This is a genomic window from Haladaptatus halobius (genome assembly GCF_020618475.1).
GTDB classification, from domain to species: Archaea; Halobacteriota; Halobacteria; order Halobacteriales; family Haladaptataceae; genus Haladaptatus; species Haladaptatus halobius.
On the sequence record NZ_CP085335.1, the window covers coordinates 2050017 to 2064067 of the forward strand.

Annotated in this window: 18 protein-coding genes and 1 tRNA gene; 6 read left to right on the forward strand and 13 right to left on the reverse strand. The window is 65.4% G+C overall.

Annotation, left to right across the window (positions count from 1 at the left end):
* Positions 1–32 precede the first annotated feature (32 nt).
* On the forward strand, positions 33–548 hold the full coding sequence (locus LIW51_RS11895; protein WP_227374341.1) for a hypothetical protein: 516 nt from the start codon (positions 33–35) through the stop codon (positions 546–548).
* Between the two features lie 40 nt (positions 549–588).
* Here LIW51_RS11895 and LIW51_RS11900 read toward each other — a convergent pair whose 3' ends face one another.
* Both LIW51_RS11900 and LIW51_RS11905 read right to left on the reverse strand, forming a co-directional pair.
* Positions 589–1758, reverse strand: a complete 1170-nt coding sequence (locus LIW51_RS11900) for a zinc-dependent alcohol dehydrogenase (RefSeq protein WP_368411789.1) — start codon at positions 1756–1758, stop codon at positions 589–591.
* A 13-nt stretch (positions 1759–1771) separates the two neighbouring features.
* Complete coding sequence (locus LIW51_RS11905; protein ID WP_227374343.1) at positions 1772–2524, reverse strand: SRPBCC family protein; 753 nt, start codon at positions 2522–2524, stop codon at positions 1772–1774.
* 139 nt (positions 2525–2663) lie between these two features.
* Between LIW51_RS11905 and LIW51_RS11910 the strand changes: the two genes are divergently transcribed.
* Positions 2664–3173 carry a hypothetical protein gene (locus tag LIW51_RS11910; RefSeq protein ID WP_227374344.1) on the forward strand — a complete coding sequence of 170 codons (510 nt, stop codon included), beginning with the start codon at positions 2664–2666 and terminating at the stop codon, positions 3171–3173.
* Here the strand turns inward: LIW51_RS11910 and LIW51_RS11915 are convergent.
* Together LIW51_RS11915 and LIW51_RS11920 are read right to left on the reverse strand one after the other, a co-directional pair.
* On the reverse strand, positions 3170–3607 hold the full coding sequence (locus LIW51_RS11915; protein WP_227374345.1) for an acyl-CoA thioesterase: 438 nt from the start codon (positions 3605–3607) through the stop codon (positions 3170–3172). The genes LIW51_RS11910 and LIW51_RS11915 overlap by 4 nt on opposite strands.
* A gap of 58 nt (positions 3608–3665) precedes the next feature.
* Positions 3666–4496: a ZIP family metal transporter gene (locus LIW51_RS11920; protein WP_227374346.1), complete on the reverse strand. Its 831-nt coding sequence runs from the start codon at positions 4494–4496 to the stop codon at positions 3666–3668.
* 101 nt (positions 4497–4597) lie between these two features.
* On the opposite strand from LIW51_RS11920, the gene LIW51_RS11925 reads away from it, so the two are divergent.
* Positions 4598–5281, forward strand: coding sequence for a YqjF family protein (locus tag LIW51_RS11925; protein WP_227374347.1), 684 nt, complete (start codon positions 4598–4600; stop codon positions 5279–5281).
* Between the two features lie 53 nt (positions 5282–5334).
* Here LIW51_RS11925 and LIW51_RS11930 read toward each other — a convergent pair whose 3' ends face one another.
* The 4 genes from LIW51_RS11930 to LIW51_RS11945 form a co-directional block, all read right to left on the reverse strand.
* Positions 5335–6171: an RAD55 family ATPase gene (locus tag LIW51_RS11930; RefSeq protein WP_227374348.1), complete on the reverse strand. Its 837-nt coding sequence runs from the start codon at positions 6169–6171 to the stop codon at positions 5335–5337.
* A gap of 11 nt (positions 6172–6182) precedes the next feature.
* A complete protein-coding gene (locus tag LIW51_RS11935; protein WP_227374349.1) occupies positions 6183–7175 on the reverse strand; it encodes a beta-ribofuranosylaminobenzene 5'-phosphate synthase family protein in 993 nt (330 codons plus the stop codon).
* 175 nt (positions 7176–7350) lie between these two features.
* Positions 7351–8115 (reverse strand): geranylgeranylglyceryl/heptaprenylglyceryl phosphate synthase, encoded by a 765-nt coding sequence (locus LIW51_RS11940; RefSeq protein ID WP_227374350.1) that lies wholly within the window; start codon positions 8113–8115, stop codon positions 7351–7353.
* A gap of 112 nt (positions 8116–8227) precedes the next feature.
* Positions 8228–9187: a glycosyltransferase gene (locus tag LIW51_RS11945; RefSeq protein ID WP_227374351.1), complete on the reverse strand. Its 960-nt coding sequence runs from the start codon at positions 9185–9187 to the stop codon at positions 8228–8230.
* 177 nt (positions 9188–9364) lie between these two features.
* On the opposite strand from LIW51_RS11945, the gene LIW51_RS11950 reads away from it, so the two are divergent.
* Positions 9365–9730, forward strand: a complete 366-nt coding sequence (locus LIW51_RS11950; RefSeq protein ID WP_227374352.1) for a DUF3303 domain-containing protein — start codon at positions 9365–9367, stop codon at positions 9728–9730.
* 29 nt (positions 9731–9759) lie between these two features.
* Here LIW51_RS11950 and LIW51_RS11955 read toward each other — a convergent pair.
* Positions 9760–9830: transfer RNA gene (locus tag LIW51_RS11955), tRNA-Pro, on the reverse strand.
* A gap of 43 nt (positions 9831–9873) precedes the next feature.
* Positions 9874–10932 (reverse strand): succinylglutamate desuccinylase/aspartoacylase family protein, encoded by a 1059-nt coding sequence (locus tag LIW51_RS11960; RefSeq protein WP_227374353.1) that lies wholly within the window; start codon positions 10930–10932, stop codon positions 9874–9876.
* A 93-nt stretch (positions 10933–11025) separates the two neighbouring features.
* Here LIW51_RS11960 and LIW51_RS11965 point away from each other — a divergent pair, with 93 nt between their 5' ends.
* Both LIW51_RS11965 and LIW51_RS11970 read left to right on the forward strand, forming a co-directional pair.
* Complete coding sequence (locus LIW51_RS11965; RefSeq protein ID WP_227374354.1) at positions 11026–11229, forward strand: VOC family protein; 204 nt, start codon at positions 11026–11028, stop codon at positions 11227–11229.
* An 18-nt stretch (positions 11230–11247) separates the two neighbouring features.
* Positions 11248–11394 carry a hypothetical protein gene (locus LIW51_RS11970; protein ID WP_227374355.1) on the forward strand — a complete coding sequence of 49 codons (147 nt, stop codon included), beginning with the start codon at positions 11248–11250 and terminating at the stop codon, positions 11392–11394.
* Here the strand turns inward: LIW51_RS11970 and LIW51_RS11975 are convergent.
* From LIW51_RS11975 to LIW51_RS11985, 3 genes are read right to left on the reverse strand one after another with little or no spacing between them, the layout of a single operon-like run.
* On the reverse strand, positions 11391–12263 hold the full coding sequence (locus LIW51_RS11975) for an RNA-guided pseudouridylation complex pseudouridine synthase subunit Cbf5 (protein ID WP_227374356.1): 873 nt from the start codon (positions 12261–12263) through the stop codon (positions 11391–11393). The two genes, LIW51_RS11970 and LIW51_RS11975, sit on opposite strands and share 4 nt — an antisense overlap.
* Complete coding sequence (gene cmk, locus LIW51_RS11980) at positions 12263–12841, reverse strand: (d)CMP kinase (protein ID WP_227374357.1); 579 nt, start codon at positions 12839–12841, stop codon at positions 12263–12265. Before cmk ends, LIW51_RS11975 begins: the two co-directional genes overlap by 1 nt.
* Before the next feature lie 36 nt (positions 12842–12877).
* Positions 12878–13786, reverse strand: a complete 909-nt coding sequence (locus LIW51_RS11985; protein WP_227374358.1) for a DUF106 domain-containing protein — start codon at positions 13784–13786, stop codon at positions 12878–12880.
* Positions 13787–14051: the final 265 nt, after the last annotated feature.

Sequence of the window (14051 nt, forward strand, 5' to 3'; positions counted from 1 at the left end):
ACGTTCGCGTCGCCCTTCGTTCGGGGGGAACGATGACAGGACTCGACAGACGCGGATTTCTCCGATTGGCGGGGAGTTCGCTCGGACTCGCCGGCATCGCCGGGAGCGGAACCGCCCAGCAACTGAACCGGACGAACCGACGAATGGTGTTTCGCGACGCGCCCCAACTGTCGGACGCGTACCTGAACCGCATCGTGCTCGTCACCGAGCGGTCGGACGCGCGCGACCCGAACGTACCGCCCGTGGGTCGGTGCGGATTCGGTGACCCGTGGCCGCCAGAGAACGTGGACGTGTACCAGGGGATTGTCGTCGAGTGGCGAAACGAGAACACCGCGGGATTCTTCGGCACGAATCCGACGGTTCGCGCCCAGAAGCTCGTCCGCCGGGAACTGTACGTCGAGCGCCGCGAGACGCCGGTTGAACTCGGGACGACGTTCGTCATCGGAAACGTCGTCCGGTGTCCGGGAGGGCTGGTCGGCGTGGAGGCGAATCAGATTCCGGGCATTCGGATTCGAACCGGGCCCGAGAACGAAAGCGGCGTCGGGTGAGCCGCGGCGGACGGGGGACTTCGAAACCGCGTCGGCTTCGTCAGGGCGTGAACACCGCCCTGACGCAGTCGTCCTCCTTGTGCTTGAACAGTTCATAGCCACGCGGCGCGTCCTCGAGCGAGAGCCGGTGCGTCGCCAGGTACGACGGGTCCATCTCGCCTTCCGCGGCGTGCTCCAGCAGTTGCGGGACGTACCGCTGTCCGTGCTGTTGGGCGGTGCGCACGGTGATTCCCTTGTTCATGATGACGCCGAGCGGGAACTTGTCCATCACGCCGTAGACGCCCAGTATCGACAGCGTTCCTCCCTTCCGGCAGGCGACCATCGCTTGGCGCAGCGCCTCACCGCGGTCGGTGTGCAGACGCAGTGACTGCTTCGCACGGTCGTAGGCGTGGGCGATGCCGGTCCCGTGCGCCTCCATCCCCACCGCGTCGATGCAGGCGTCGGGGCCGCGCCCGCCGGTCAGTGCCTTCAGTTCGTCGACGACGCTGTCGATCTCGGTGTAGTCGACGGTCTCGGAACCGGCTTCCTCCCTCGCCATCCGCAACCGCTCTGGGAGGCGGTCGATACCGATAACGCGCTCTGCACCCATGAGGGAGGCGCTCTGTTGGGCCATGAGTCCCACTCCGCCGCAGCCCCAGACGGCGACGGTGTCGCCGGGCCGGATGTCGCAGAAGTCGGCGCCCATGTATCCAGTCGGCCACGCGTCGGAGACGAACAGTGCCTGCTCGTCGCTCAGTTCGTCGGGGACGTGAAAGCAGTTCTCGTCGGCGTGGGGGACGCGAACGTACTCGGCGTGCGCCCCCGCGTAGCCGCCGAAGGCGTGCGTGTAGCCGTAGATTCCGGCGGTCGGGTAACCGAGTACCGGCTCCTGGAGCTCCGCGTTCGGATTCGTGTTGTCGCAGAGCGACCAGAGGTCGTCCCGACAGAAACCGCAGTTACCGCACCCGACGAACGACGGGACGACCACGCGGTCGCCCTCCTCCACCGTCTCCACTTTGCGGCCGACCGCCGCGACCTCGCCCATGAACTCGTGGCCGATGACGTCCCCCTCGCGCATCGTCGGGAGGTAGCCGTCGATGAAGTGCAGGTCGGAGCCGCAGGTCGTGGACAGCGTCACTCGCAGGACGACGTCGCGCGGGTTGACTATCTCGGGGTCGGGAACGGTCTCCACGCGGAGGTCGTTGACCCCTTCCCAGCAGAGCGCTCTCACGGTCGTCGCCCCCTCATACCCTATCACCGCTCCCGCGAGCGGACGAGTTGCGTTCGAGCGTCGGAATCTCCCCGGTTTCGGCGAGGCTCTTGAAGCGGCGGAGTGCCTTTTTCGTAATCGCGTCGGGGACGACGCCCAGACGCTTCATCGCCGCGTCGCCGAGTGCGCCGCCCGGCGGGTCGAAACGGAAGCGAAGCGTCACCTCCGTTCCTCGGTCGCCCGGTGCCGGACGAAAGCGCACCGAACCCTCGTTGGGCAGCGATGCGCCTTCGAGCGACTCCCAGCGCAGGAACTCCCCGGGACGCTCCTCGACGACCCGCGAGTCCCACGCCACGTTCCGTCCGAACGAACCGCGCAGCGTCCAATGCTGGCGATCCTCGCTCGGCGAATCGACTTCGGCGAAGTGTCCCATGACGCGCGCCAGATGCTCAGGGTCGCGCCAGAAGCGGTACAGTTCGTCCGCGGATCGTCCGACGGTGATGGAACGCTCCATCCCCGTCGCGTCGGCGGGCGCTCCGACTTCGCGTCGTTCACGGTCGGTCGCGGTGCTCGTATCGGGCGCTCGAAGCGGACGACCGCGCCCGTCGACGCTCCGGTAGAACAGCCAGCCGCCGACGAACGCCATCGCCGCCCCGCCCAGCGAGCGCCGCTTGAGGCCGAGCGTCAAGAGCATCCCGCCGAGCGCCGCGAAGACCATCCGCGCCCCTCGGCCGGCGTCGGTTTTCGAAGTCGCGGAGGCCGGTACGGACGTGATTTTCATCGGCATGTGATAACATCCCCCACAAAGAACTTGCTAGGGTCGTTATTGTACTTTGTGACCGCCGCGCGCCGCGGTCGAGCGCGACGATCGGAAGATTCGACGGGGAATCGGGCAACCTTTCCGCACGCGCGACCGAGGGACGACCGTGAGCGCTGACATCCCGGTTCGCGTCGAGGTGCATCCGAACCGAGAGGCGGTCGTGGAGTTCGACCCCGACCTCACGTTCGAGTGTGTCGATAGCTGCACGTGGTGCTGTCACCACGGCGTCCTGCTGTACGACCGGGAGTTCTTCGAACTCGGCGACCGGGCGAACCTCGACGAGGCGACGACGCGGTTCCGCGGCGAGGATTTCGTCCGGCGCGAGGAGAAGGGCCACGAGCACACCGCCGAGGACGGGCAGGCGTGCCACTTCCTGTGCGAAGATGGCCTCTGCGAACTTCACGCCGAACACGACTGGAAACCCGCGCGCTGTTCGGTCTACCCGCTCTCCGTTCGCTGGGAGGACGGCGAGATTCGCGTCGACGTTCGAGACTCGGCGTGGGAACACTGCGAGGGGATGAACGTGAGCGAGCGCAAGGTCATCGACAACCTCGACGCCTTTCTGCCCGAGTATCTCTGGGAACTGCCGAATCCGGACTCGGAGCGCGAACTCTAGTCTTCGCCGGAGAAGGCGTCGTCGCGGAGTTCCCGTCCGCGGTCGGTTTCGACGCCCAACTCGGGCACCGGCGTCGGCTTCCCGTCGTCGCCCACCGCGACGAAGACGAAGTACGATTCGGTGGTCTGTTCTCGTTCCCCGGTTCGAGGCTCCTCGCGGAACGCTCGGAGCCTCACCTTCACGCTCGTCTTTCCGGCGTCGTAGACGTACGACCGAATGACGGTCGTGTCGCCGACCGGAATCGGGCGGTGGAAATCCATCTGGTCGACGCTGGCGGTGACGCAGGTTTCGCCCGCAAAGCGCATCGCCGACATCGCGCCGATCTCGTCCATCCACTTCATCACGATGCCGCCGTGGGCGGTCTCGTAGTTGTTCGCGTGGTTCGGTTGGACGCGCTCCCGGTTCTCGATGTAGGTGTCCATCAGCGTCGGCATGCGGAGGGCTACCGCCAGCGCGCGGATAGTCCTTGTGCAAAGGGGCGACGGGGCGGTATCACGAACCGACGACGGTCGCCCACCCGACGAAGACGACCAGCGCGCCGAGGACGGTGCTGGCGACCGCGTGGGTACGAAGTTCGTCGAGGAGGTAGTGGGCGTCGTCGCTCAGTTGCGCCACCTCGTATACCTCGCCGCCGAGCTCGCAGCGGGGGAGGAAGTCCATCGCAACGTGGAGGAAGACGCCCGCGGCGAATCCGAAGACGAGACCGTTCACGGCGTCGCTGGAGGGGAGTCGGAGGAGCGCCGAGAGCGTGGCGGTGATGCCCACGCCAGCGGCGGGCAGGAGGAGGACGGAGGCGGGCTTGCCCGCGCGTTCGAGTCGGTGGGCCGCGACGTAGCCCGCGGGACCTTTGTGCGAGACGATGGCGAGGCCGAGCAGCAGTCCGAGGTCGGGCATGTTCCCGTAGACGAGACCGATGATGGCTCCCGCCGCGAACGAGTGGGCGGTCAGTTCGGCGGCGGCGTGGTCGAGCGGAACGTCGAGATGGGTCGCTCGATGGCCAATGGTGTGCGCGCCGAACCCGGTCAGAACGCCGAGCGCGATGCCGAACCCACCGAACTTTGGATGGTGTTCGATGGCGTCGGGAACGAGGAAGATGGCGGCGCTGGTTATCATCGCGCCACTGGCGAGGCCGAACGCCCAGACGAGCTTTTTCGCGTGCGTGGCCTCACCCCCGCGTGCGCCGAGCGCGGCGGCTCCCGCCATCGCGCCGAACGCCACCCATCCGACGGTGAGAACCTTGTCGAGACCCGCGGACGCTGCGACGCCCGAGAGGACGACGAATGCGACGAATCCGGCGAGTCCCAGCCGAGATAGTCGTTGCATAGTTATTAACTCTCAAACCAATCTTAGTAAGTTCGTCGCTTCTCGGCCGGAACACTGTTTTTCTGCGACGAACTCGACACGAGTAACGCGGTCGTAGCCCGATGCGCGCGCTCCAGTTCACGTGGCGGGATTGCCTGTTCGTCCACTGGCGGGTCGACAGCCGCGACCTCCGAACCGCCGTCCCCGATTCGCTGGCGCTCGACACCCGCGACGGGCAGGTCTGGGTCAGCGCCCTCGCGTCGACCATCGAGGACGCTCGACCGCCGGGGGTGCCGGCGCGGTTCGGGATGACCTTCTCGCAAGTCAACTTCCGAACCTACGTCCGACTCGGCCACACGCCGGGCATCTACTTCCTCAGTCTCGACACCTCCAGTCGACTGGCGACCCGCGTCGCGCGGACACTCTACCGACTGCCGTACTACCACGCGGACGTCGCCATCGACTCCGGAAACCCCCACCGCGTCCGCAGTCGGCGCGTCGGAGTCGACGCGCCTCCCGCCGAGTTCGAGGCAACCTACCGACCGGCGGGGTCGGCGACGACGCCGGAGTCGGGGTCGCTCTCGCGCTTCCTCGCGGAGCGATACCGCCTGTTCGTCCCGCAGGCCGGGATGCTCACGACACGCGTCGAGCACGACCCGTGGTACCTCTACGAGGTGGACGGGGAGGTGATGGCGGAGTCGCTGTTCGAGGCGGTCGGACTGTCTATCCCGGACGCGGAACCGCGAGTTCGGTACTGTCCACGGATGGAGTTTCGCGTTCACGCCCCGACGCGATTGGACGAGTAGACGAACCGACGACCGCCGATGATCGCCGAAACGAGCGCGAAGTACCGTCTCGCCTACCGTATCTTGCGGACGTTGCTGATGTCCAACCCGTCGTCCCGAATCTCGGTTTCGAACTGGATGATATCCTCCTCTTCGATGCGCGGGAGGACGCCCCGGAACTCGCGGACGAACATGGTTCGGGAGCGTTCGTTGCCGCGGCGCTCCCACTCGAAGCAGATGGTGCCGTCCGTCGCACCCATCAAACCACCCATCTGCGTTCCCGTGAGACACTCTCGGTCGACCAACACGAGGATGAGACCGCCCCACGCCCGCGACGCTTTCTTCATCCCCTTGACGAGCATGGTCACCTCGTCCCAGTCCACCTGTTCGTCGGGCAGCGAGATGAGGTCGGTGAGCGAGTCGACGACGACGAGGCTACTGGAGGCGTGCTCGGTGAGATACTCGCCGAGGGCTTCGAGAACCCCCCGACGGCTGTGGCTCTGCCCGAGGTCGGCGATGGTGCGGCGCTTTGCGACGTACCAATCGCGGGGAATCGGACTCAGCCCGAAATACTCGGACGAGAGGTCTTCGAACGCTATCGACCGCGAGACGGGGTCGACCAGTTCCTCGTCGATGGTGTGGGTGATCTCCTCGTAGATCTCCGGTTCGCTGGCGGTGAACGAGACGTAGTGAATCTCGTCCGGAAGGGACGCGCGCGAATCGATCGACCCGTAGTGAAGTTCGAACATGGCGGGGTCGACGCGTCCGATGGCGTTTATCGTGGCGCTAGTGTACGCGAACTCGCGCGCACCCGCTCCGGCGTCTCCCGCCAGCAGGACGACGCTTCCGGGCGGCGACCCGCCTCCGATGAGCGAGTCGAACTGCGAGACGCCGAACGGGACTCGGTTCATGCGACTCCCTCTCAGTCAGACTCCTTACCGTGTACGCTCGCATCCTGAACGTTCGCACCGCGATTACGGGGACGGGCGACCCGCACGTCTCCGCCGACGCCCGCCGTATCGAAGGCCGTCTCCGCCGCCTCGACCGCCGCGTCCGTCCGTCTCCGGGTCGTCACGCCGTACACCGCGGGACCCCACGAGGACTGACCCGCGCCGAAGACGGACGGAGACGCTTCCATCGCCGTCACGAGTTCGCCGACCGGCGGCCGGTAGACGCCGCCCTGCTCGTCGGCGTACCACGCGCCGTTGAGGCGACCGATCTCCGCGACCGCATTCCCGAACGTCTCGGGGTCGTCGCCCGCGATGGCCGGGAGCACGCGCCGGAGGAGCGTCGCCGAAACCTCGTCCGCGATGGCGGGGTCGGCGCGCTCGACCACGGCGCGCATGCTCGCGTCCTCGTTGTCGCCGCTCCGACCCGGCTCCGCGTCGGGGAGGGCGACGACGAACCGCCAGTCGTCTGGAACGTCGTGCCGGGCCGCCACCGGCGGAACGAGCCACTCGCCGCGGTCGGGGCGGGCGGTCGTGAAGCGTTCGGTGGGGTGACCCGCGTCCACGACGAACCCGCCGGCTTCGAACGTCGAGACGCCGACGCCGCTCCGTCCGCCCCTGTCGAGCGCTGGTGCGTTCCCCCGAACGTTCGCGGGGCGGTCGTGCGCGCGGGCGACCGCAGCGAGCACCGCCAGCGCGAGTTGCGTCCCGCTTCCGAGTCCGACATGTCCGGGGAGCGTCTCGTGGACTCGAACATCCGTGCCGGAGACCCCGAGGAGGTCGGTCGCCCGGCGGGCGTACCGGTCGGCGCGCGAGTCGTCGCACCGAACCTCGTGGGCGGTGCGAGCTTCGACCGAGACGGTCGGCGATTCCAGCGCGACCCCGAGACCGCCGTACAGTCGCTCGTGGGCGAGCGAGAGGTTCTGGAAACCGAAGTGGAGGCGCGCTCCGACCGTCACCCGTGCCATGGCTACACGTCAGTGGAGGGGAAGAAAGGAGATTTCGGCAGTGGCAAATTACCGCGGTATGGTTCCGTCGATACTGTGCCTCTCGGACGGTATCCACCTCGAAACGGTCGGGAAGTAGCCGTGCGTATCGATCGGGGTGTCGTGATAGCCTCCTCCTTTTCCGACGGGGTTGGAATCACGAGGGAATCGTCTCCGAGAACCGTTCAGGGTCCTCGTGGAAACAGTCCCCGACGACGACGGCGTCCGCCCCCGCGTCCAATATTTCTCGGGTTCGTCTTCGACTGTCGATGCCGCCACCGTAAAGAAACACCGTGTCATCGAGGTACGTCGCCGCCGCCTCGACGTCGTCGGGGCCGCCGTAGGCTCCGGAGTATTCGAGGTAAAACACGGGAAAGCCGTAGAATGCTTCGGTCGCCAACGCGGCACCTGCTACCTGTTCATCCGAATAGAGTTCGGTGACGCCGGAGACCTCCGCCGCCGTCGATTCTAAATTTTGAATCACATATCCCTCGCCGATGATTTTGTCCGCCATTCGTGAGACCGCGTCGAGACCTTTAGCGGCGATCAGATCTCCGAGAACGGGCAACTCGGTTCCGAGTATTTCTTCCGGCTTGCTTCCGACTTCGGTAAAGAGGCTCACGTGCTTTCCGACGAAGTGTTCCCTGTCACCGTTGTAGACCGCGGGAATGGCGAGACGATCCGCCGCTTCAATCGTGTCCGTGGACACGTGGCTCGAACTGTACGGTTCTTGGAGGACCGGTTTGTTCGGAAAGTGGCGCTTGATCGCCCGAATCGTATCGAGCGTGTTCTCGGCGGTAACCCCGTCGGAACCACCGACGAGTACCGCGTCTGTCCGAGCGAGGATTCCCAAATCCCTCGGCAGTTCCTTCGCCGGGTCGGCTTTCGTTACGTGGGTGATCTCATCCCAGTCCAGTTTCATGCGTGTCGATTCAACCGAAAGACGTTAACAGTTGGTACTACTCGATCGGTCGGTCGCTACGATGCGAGTCTCCGAGCGCTTCGTCGATTTTCGCCCCCGTCGAATCGCGTACTCACCCTTCGAGCGAATCCATCACGACCTCCGCCGCCCGCTCCACACCGTTCTCGTAACTCGGGGGGGCTGGCGGGTGGCGCACCGCACGCGCGACGTGCGGAATCGAGTGTTCGACCTGAAAGCCGCGAAGCCCACGGCGTTCGATGACGCGCGAGACGCCGTGCTGTTCGTCCGTGAAGGGGTAGATGATACAGGGCGTTCCGGCCACGGCGGCCTCCATCACGGTCGAGTAGCCCGAACAGACCACGGCGTCGGCGGCCCGAATCCACGGGAGAAGTGACGAAGCACATTTCCAGTCGTCGTCCCCGACAAGCGTGACGGTGTGCCCTTCGTTCCGAAGCGCCCGCGCGAGTTCTATGAAGTTCGTCGAGTAGGTGCTCGGGACGACGAGGACGCCCACGTCGTCCGGCGCCGTTTCGCCGTTCGGTTCGAGCGCGATGGGCGGGATGTGGACGACGCCCGGCGGGTCGCCTCGATCCGGCGGCCAGACGGCCGGGAAGAGGAACGCGCGGGCGACGGAGAGCTGATAGCGGTTGAGGAGCCACGTGAACCCCTGTTCGACGGCAGCGTCGTAGTAGGAGGCGGCGTTGTGCGTGAGCACGTACAGCGGCGTGTCGGTACACTGGGCCGCCATCGCCGCGAACATGTCGTCGGTGACGAGAGCGTCGGGGTCTTCCCGGCGAAGCCAGCGGGCGAAATCGAAGACCCGCCTCGCACTGTTGGGAACGCTTCGCGTCAACACGTCGAACAGCGACCCGCCCTGATAGTCGCCGATGTAATCGACCGTCGCCGGACGGTACACCTCGTACCCGTTGTGCTCGATGAACTGCGATCCCGGCCCACCCCCCGCGAGAACGATATCGGTTTCCGGCCCTTCCAGTGCCTGTGCCACCGCGAGCATCCGGGTTGCGTGACCAGCGCCCTCCGGATAGTGAGCGATGGCGACGGTCCGGCTCATGGGGAAGTGTCTACCCTCCCGTGGCAAGTATATTTGGATTTTGTGAGTTCGCCCGCAAACTGAGCGGAGCGACGGAGTGCAGTCGATGAACCGAAGCATCGCACGATATCGTCGAAGGGTCGACCGTGCGACGAGCGACCGCCGCGAAAGCTGGTCTGACGGATTCCGTGCAAGCCAATGCGGATTGATACCATACGGTACAGCTACCGTCCTGCCGGTGGTACGTCCGCGGGGGATAGAATGCTATTCGTTGCCACACTCACCCACAGCCCGGAACGGTGCTGGGCGCGCGAGGAGAACGAACGAAAGGCGGAAGAGTGGATCGAAGGGATGGAATCGAAAGCCGACCAGTCCGGCGTCGAACTGCACGGCGCGTACGTCACGCCGAACGAACACACGTTCTACTTCGTCCTCGCGGCGGACGAATTCGGCGCGGTGTCGGAGTTCCTCGGACCGCCGTTGCTCCACGACCACGACGCGCACATCGCGCCGGTGTTGTCGTTCGAACAGGCCGCCGACGCCGTGCTCGAAGAGGGACGATAGGCGTCTTCTTTTCGACTTCGACAGAAAAGTGGGACCGCCGAGAGTCGAACTCGGGTCCTACGGACCCCATCCGCAGAGGATACCACTACCCCACGGTCCCGCGCGTTTCGAGAGAGGCGTGTCCCCGAGTTAAGCCCTTCGTTTCACTCCCGTTCGCGCGGGACGACGAGGTCGCCGTCGTCCCGCACCGCCAGACTGGCGAGGGGGTCGTTCTCGTACGCCGCGACGCCGTGATACCGTCCGACGACGTAGCCGTCGTGGTCGCTCTCGACCGTCGCCTTGTGCTCGCCGTGGGGGGTCACGATGTCGGCGATGGCGTCGCCCTCCTCGAAGGTGTCCCCCGCCTCGACGCGGTGGCGAACGATTCCCGGCGCGTCGGTGTGTGGGTGAACCGCGCGCTTGACCGGGAACTCCACGGGCGCTTCGAGTCCCGTCGGTTCGGGGCCGCCGGGGAGCATGTCGAGTTCCCGCATGACGTTCAACAGCCCCGTCATGCCCTCGGCGCGGGTGTCCTCCTCGACCACCTCGAAGCCGCCGAGTTCGACCGTGAAGGCGGGGATTCCGGCGTTGTTGAGCGCCGCGCCCGCGGTCGAACGCTGGAGGTTCTGCTCGACGTACTCCTCAGCGGTGTACTCGTTGACGACCGGGAAGTCGTAGGCGTCGACGAGTCGTTCGAGTTCGCCCGCCAGTTCGCGGGCTTCGTCCTCGCTTCGCTTCTCGCCGTAGAGCACCCTGTCCCGGATGACGAACGGAATCGACCCGACCTGCGCGGTGTGGAGGTCGACCAGCGCGTCCGCCGACTCCTCAAAGGCGTCGTAGATTCGCCCGTCGATGAGTTCCTGTACGCGAGGCGGGCGCAACCCCTCGGCGTCGGGGTCGGGGAAGTAACGATTCGGGTCGTCGCCGTGGTAGTACGAGGTTCGGTTCGTCCGGCGGAGACCCGCCGGGTTGAGATTGGGGAGACAGACCACGGTGCCCCGAACCCGCGATTCGAGGTTCGCTTTCATCACGTCCTGCGCCGTGGCGAGGGCGGTCACCTCGTTGCCGTGAATCGACGCGGTTATCCAGAGCGTCGGGCCGTCTTCCTCGCCCTCGGTGACGAGCACCGGAAGTCGTTCGGGAGAGCCGGTCGGAAGGTCAGTAACGTCCAGCCACCCGGTGACGAGTTCGCCGGGCTTCGATTCCGCGGTGCCGACTTGCATACCGTGAGAGAGTTCCGCGGGTGCTAAAAGCCCGTGTGTCGCGGCAGGGAGCGAAACGAAGCGATGATATCGTTGGAATTTCGACGGTACAGGATGAGCACACCGACGCTCCAGCGAATCGACTGCGTGCTGTACACCGTGCCGGAAGCCGACTTGGACTCGGCGAAGGCGTATTACGAGAACGTGCTCGACCTCGAAAAAATCTGGGAACGCCCCGGCCAAGCCGGGTTTCGGATGGGGGGCCACGGGGAAGGTATCGCGGAGATCGTCCTCTCGGCCGAGATGGACGTACCGTAAGGGCTCGTCCATTATCTCGTGGAGAACGTGCGGGAGACGGTGGACTACTTCTCGGAACGCGGGTACGAGGTCGTTCACGGACCGGAGGAGATTTCGGTCGGGAGCGTGGCGACGATTCGAAACGAGTGGGGCCACGAGTTCGACGTGCTGGATTTCCAGGATTAGACCAACACGCGCTCCAACTCCACGACTTCACCCGTCTCGGCCTCGGCATCGCCGACCATCCTGCCGAGACAGATCGCCGCACCGTTCGGCGTGAAGCAGGCGACCAGTTGGTTTCGCTCCGCGTCGTCCGCGTCGATGACGCCGGGCGCGTACACCTGCGCGCCGTGTGCCACTTCCTCCGCCGCGCTCGGTGCGACCGTCACGCTCGGAAGGTGGGTCAGTGCGCGCTCCGCCGGCTGAACGGTCTCGCGCAACCAGTCGTCCGTTCCTTCCTCGCGCCATCGACCGAGGGCGTCCGAGAGGTCGTGGAGCGTCACGAGGTCAGTGTCGTCGAACGGGTCGGTCGCGGTTCTGCGGAGGTGGCCCATGTGCGCGCCCGTCCCGAGCGCGAGGCCGAGGTCGTGGCAGAGTTTTCGGACGTAGGTGCCGCTCTCGCACCGGATCCGGAGGAGCGCCTGCCTGTCGCGGAGTTCGAGCACGTCTAGCTCGTGGATCTCGCGCACGCGGAGTTTGCGCGAGACGGCGCTCTTTCTGGGCGGCTTCTGGTACAGCGGCGCTTCGAACTCCGCGGCTATCGCATCGATATCGGCGGGGGGTTCGTCGTGGAGTTCGAGCACGGAGACGTACTCTTTCGACCCTTCGAGGAAGACCTGCGAGAGCCGGGTCGCCGTGCCGGTCAGGACGGGTAGACAGCCCGTAACTTTGGGATCGAGCGTGCCCGCGTGCGCCGCCTGCTCGACGTCGCAGAGGTCGCGTACCCACGCCGCGACCTGGTGGGCCGACGGCCCGGGAGGTTTGTCGAGGTTGACGACGCCGAATTCGAGCAGGTCGGCGGGCGAGCGGTCGTCCGGTGGGCCACGAAGGGACATCAGAAGTCGTAGGAAACGTCGGTGATCGGCTGTTTACCCTCGTCCGCCTCGGGGTCGTAATCCTCGATGGCGGTCGCAAGCATATCGATGATGCCGTCGGTGCTCCACCGCGCGGTGTTTATCGTGAGGTCGTAGATGGTGAGGTCGCCGATATCGATGCCGTAGTACTCGTCGTAGCGTTGGGCCTCGCTGCCCGCGCGAGCGCGGGTTTCGGTTCCAGCCTGTTCGACGGACTTACCCTCTCGGTCGGCGATGCGGGCCGCGCGCACGTCGAGCGGGGCGTCGAGCCAGATGCGGAAGTTGGCGTGTTCTCCCGCGAGCCAGCCCGCGAGTCGGGATTCGAGCACGAGGTCGTCGCGTTCGACGGCGATCTCTCGGAGTCGCCTGTCTAGGACGCGATCGATCTGACCGTCCTCCTCGGCGAGTTTGTTGAACTCCAGCGGCGTCAGGTCGCGCTCCGCGGCGAGCTCGCGGAAGATGTCGCCGCCGCTCACGTGCTCTAACCCGAACGCGTCCGCGAGTCCCTCGGCGGTCGTACTCTTCCCGCTCCCCGGCGGGCCGGAGACTGTCAGTAGCATATCTCCTCTCGAACGAGGACGAAGAAAGAGGTTTTGTTACGTCGGCGTCGTCTGGATGTTCAGTGCCTTCCGGATGAGCTGGGTGAACGCCATCGAGCAGAGGAAGTACCAGATGATCCACGCCTGCATCGGGCCGAGGATGCCCTTTTGCCACCCGAAGGGACCGCCTGCGATTGGGAGGATGATCTGGTTCGGGACGACGGTCGGCGTTTGTCCCCCGATTCGCCAGTACATCCAGAGGAAGACGGGGATGGTGAGGAACATCGTCCACACCATCGGGCGGAACTGCTCTTTGAACATGCCAGCCTGGTCGCCCATCGCCTCCATCTGCTCCTCGCGGATGCGCTCCATCGCCTGCTCGTCGCCCTTCTCTTTCGCTTCCTTCTGGCGCTTCTGGATGTCCTTCATCCGCTGCTGGTACGCGCCCATCTTCTCCATGTTCATCAGGTTGTCCTGCAGGAGCGTGGAGTAAAGCCCGGTCAGCATTGCGAGAATCATGATGACGACGTAGAAGGGGAGCGCCGACTCGATGGGACCCATGAACACGTCGACTGCGCCTCCGACGACGCCTCGAACCGACTTCAGCGAGTAGCCCGCGAACAGGCCGATGCTCGCCACCGCCGCGAGTTTGTCCCACTTCGACCACGTCGTTCCTTCCACGTCGTCCACGTCGGTCGTCGCTGCGGACGCGGTGCTCCCGCTCGAATCGTCGAGCGCGCTCTCGACTGCACCGGCGTCGGCGAGTTCGAAGCCGCGGTCGCCGTCCACGAGGATGCCCTTCTCTATCAACCGGCCCCACTGGCCGCTGGTGAGTTCGTCGCTCACGTCGCCCCACTCGACCTCGTCCGACTCCGCATCGGTGCGCTCGTACACGACCGACAGGGCGTCGGCCATCGCCGGGTCTTCGGCGATGAGCGATTCCACCTTCTGCGCTGTCCGTGCCATTATCACGCGTTTGGAATCCGTCGTTAATCAACCTTCGCCATCGACACGACGAGAGGGAATTTCTTTTGCGAGGTTACTCGAGAGTTTCCTCTGATATCCTCGTCCGAACCACTTTCAAAAACTCGGTGATAGTATCCTCGAAATCCCATCAGCGTTGCCCTTGATAGCGATAGCGTCGAAGAAAGGCACCTGATGTATGGACTTTGATAGTGTACCAGAAAGCCCTCGCGGGATAAACGAAGCACAACGAAGTAAGCACTACAGT

What these genes read in the sequence shown, in the direction of transcription:
- LIW51_RS11905 (WP_227374343.1), bottom strand. Translation starts at nt 2,524, where the DNA reads ATGCCGATGAAAATCACGTCCGTACCGGCCTCCGCGACTTCGAAAACC.
- LIW51_RS11940 (WP_227374350.1), bottom strand. Translation starts at nt 8,115, where the DNA reads ATGAAACTGGACTGGGATGAGATCACCCACGTAACGAAAGCCGACCCG.
- cmk (WP_227374357.1), bottom strand. Translation starts at nt 12,841, where the DNA reads ATGCTACTGACAGTCTCCGGCCCGCCGGGGAGCGGGAAGAGTACGACC.
- LIW51_RS11895 (WP_227374341.1), top strand. Translation starts at nt 33, where the DNA reads ATGACAGGACTCGACAGACGCGGATTTCTCCGATTGGCGGGGAGTTCG.
- LIW51_RS11945 (WP_227374351.1), bottom strand. Translation starts at nt 9,187, where the DNA reads ATGAGCCGGACCGTCGCCATCGCTCACTATCCGGAGGGCGCTGGTCAC.
- LIW51_RS11975 (WP_227374356.1), bottom strand. Translation starts at nt 12,263, where the DNA reads ATGTCCCTTCGTGGCCCACCGGACGACCGCTCGCCCGCCGACCTGCTC.
- LIW51_RS11920 (WP_227374346.1), bottom strand. Translation starts at nt 4,496, where the DNA reads ATGCAACGACTATCTCGGCTGGGACTCGCCGGATTCGTCGCATTCGTC.
- LIW51_RS11930 (WP_227374348.1), bottom strand. Translation starts at nt 6,171, where the DNA reads ATGAACCGAGTCCCGTTCGGCGTCTCGCAGTTCGACTCGCTCATCGGA.
- LIW51_RS11985 (WP_227374358.1), bottom strand. Translation starts at nt 13,786, where the DNA reads ATGGCACGGACAGCGCAGAAGGTGGAATCGCTCATCGCCGAAGACCCG.
- LIW51_RS11925 (WP_227374347.1), top strand. Translation starts at nt 4,598, where the DNA reads ATGCGCGCGCTCCAGTTCACGTGGCGGGATTGCCTGTTCGTCCACTGG.
- LIW51_RS11915 (WP_227374345.1), bottom strand. Translation starts at nt 3,607, where the DNA reads ATGCCGACGCTGATGGACACCTACATCGAGAACCGGGAGCGCGTCCAA.
- LIW51_RS11950 (WP_227374352.1), top strand. Translation starts at nt 9,365, where the DNA reads ATGCGGATTGATACCATACGGTACAGCTACCGTCCTGCCGGTGGTACG.
- LIW51_RS11965 (WP_227374354.1), top strand. Translation starts at nt 11,026, where the DNA reads ATGAGCACACCGACGCTCCAGCGAATCGACTGCGTGCTGTACACCGTG.
- LIW51_RS11960 (WP_227374353.1), bottom strand. Translation starts at nt 10,932, where the DNA reads ATGCAAGTCGGCACCGCGGAATCGAAGCCCGGCGAACTCGTCACCGGG.
- LIW51_RS11935 (WP_227374349.1), bottom strand. Translation starts at nt 7,175, where the DNA reads ATGGCACGGGTGACGGTCGGAGCGCGCCTCCACTTCGGTTTCCAGAAC.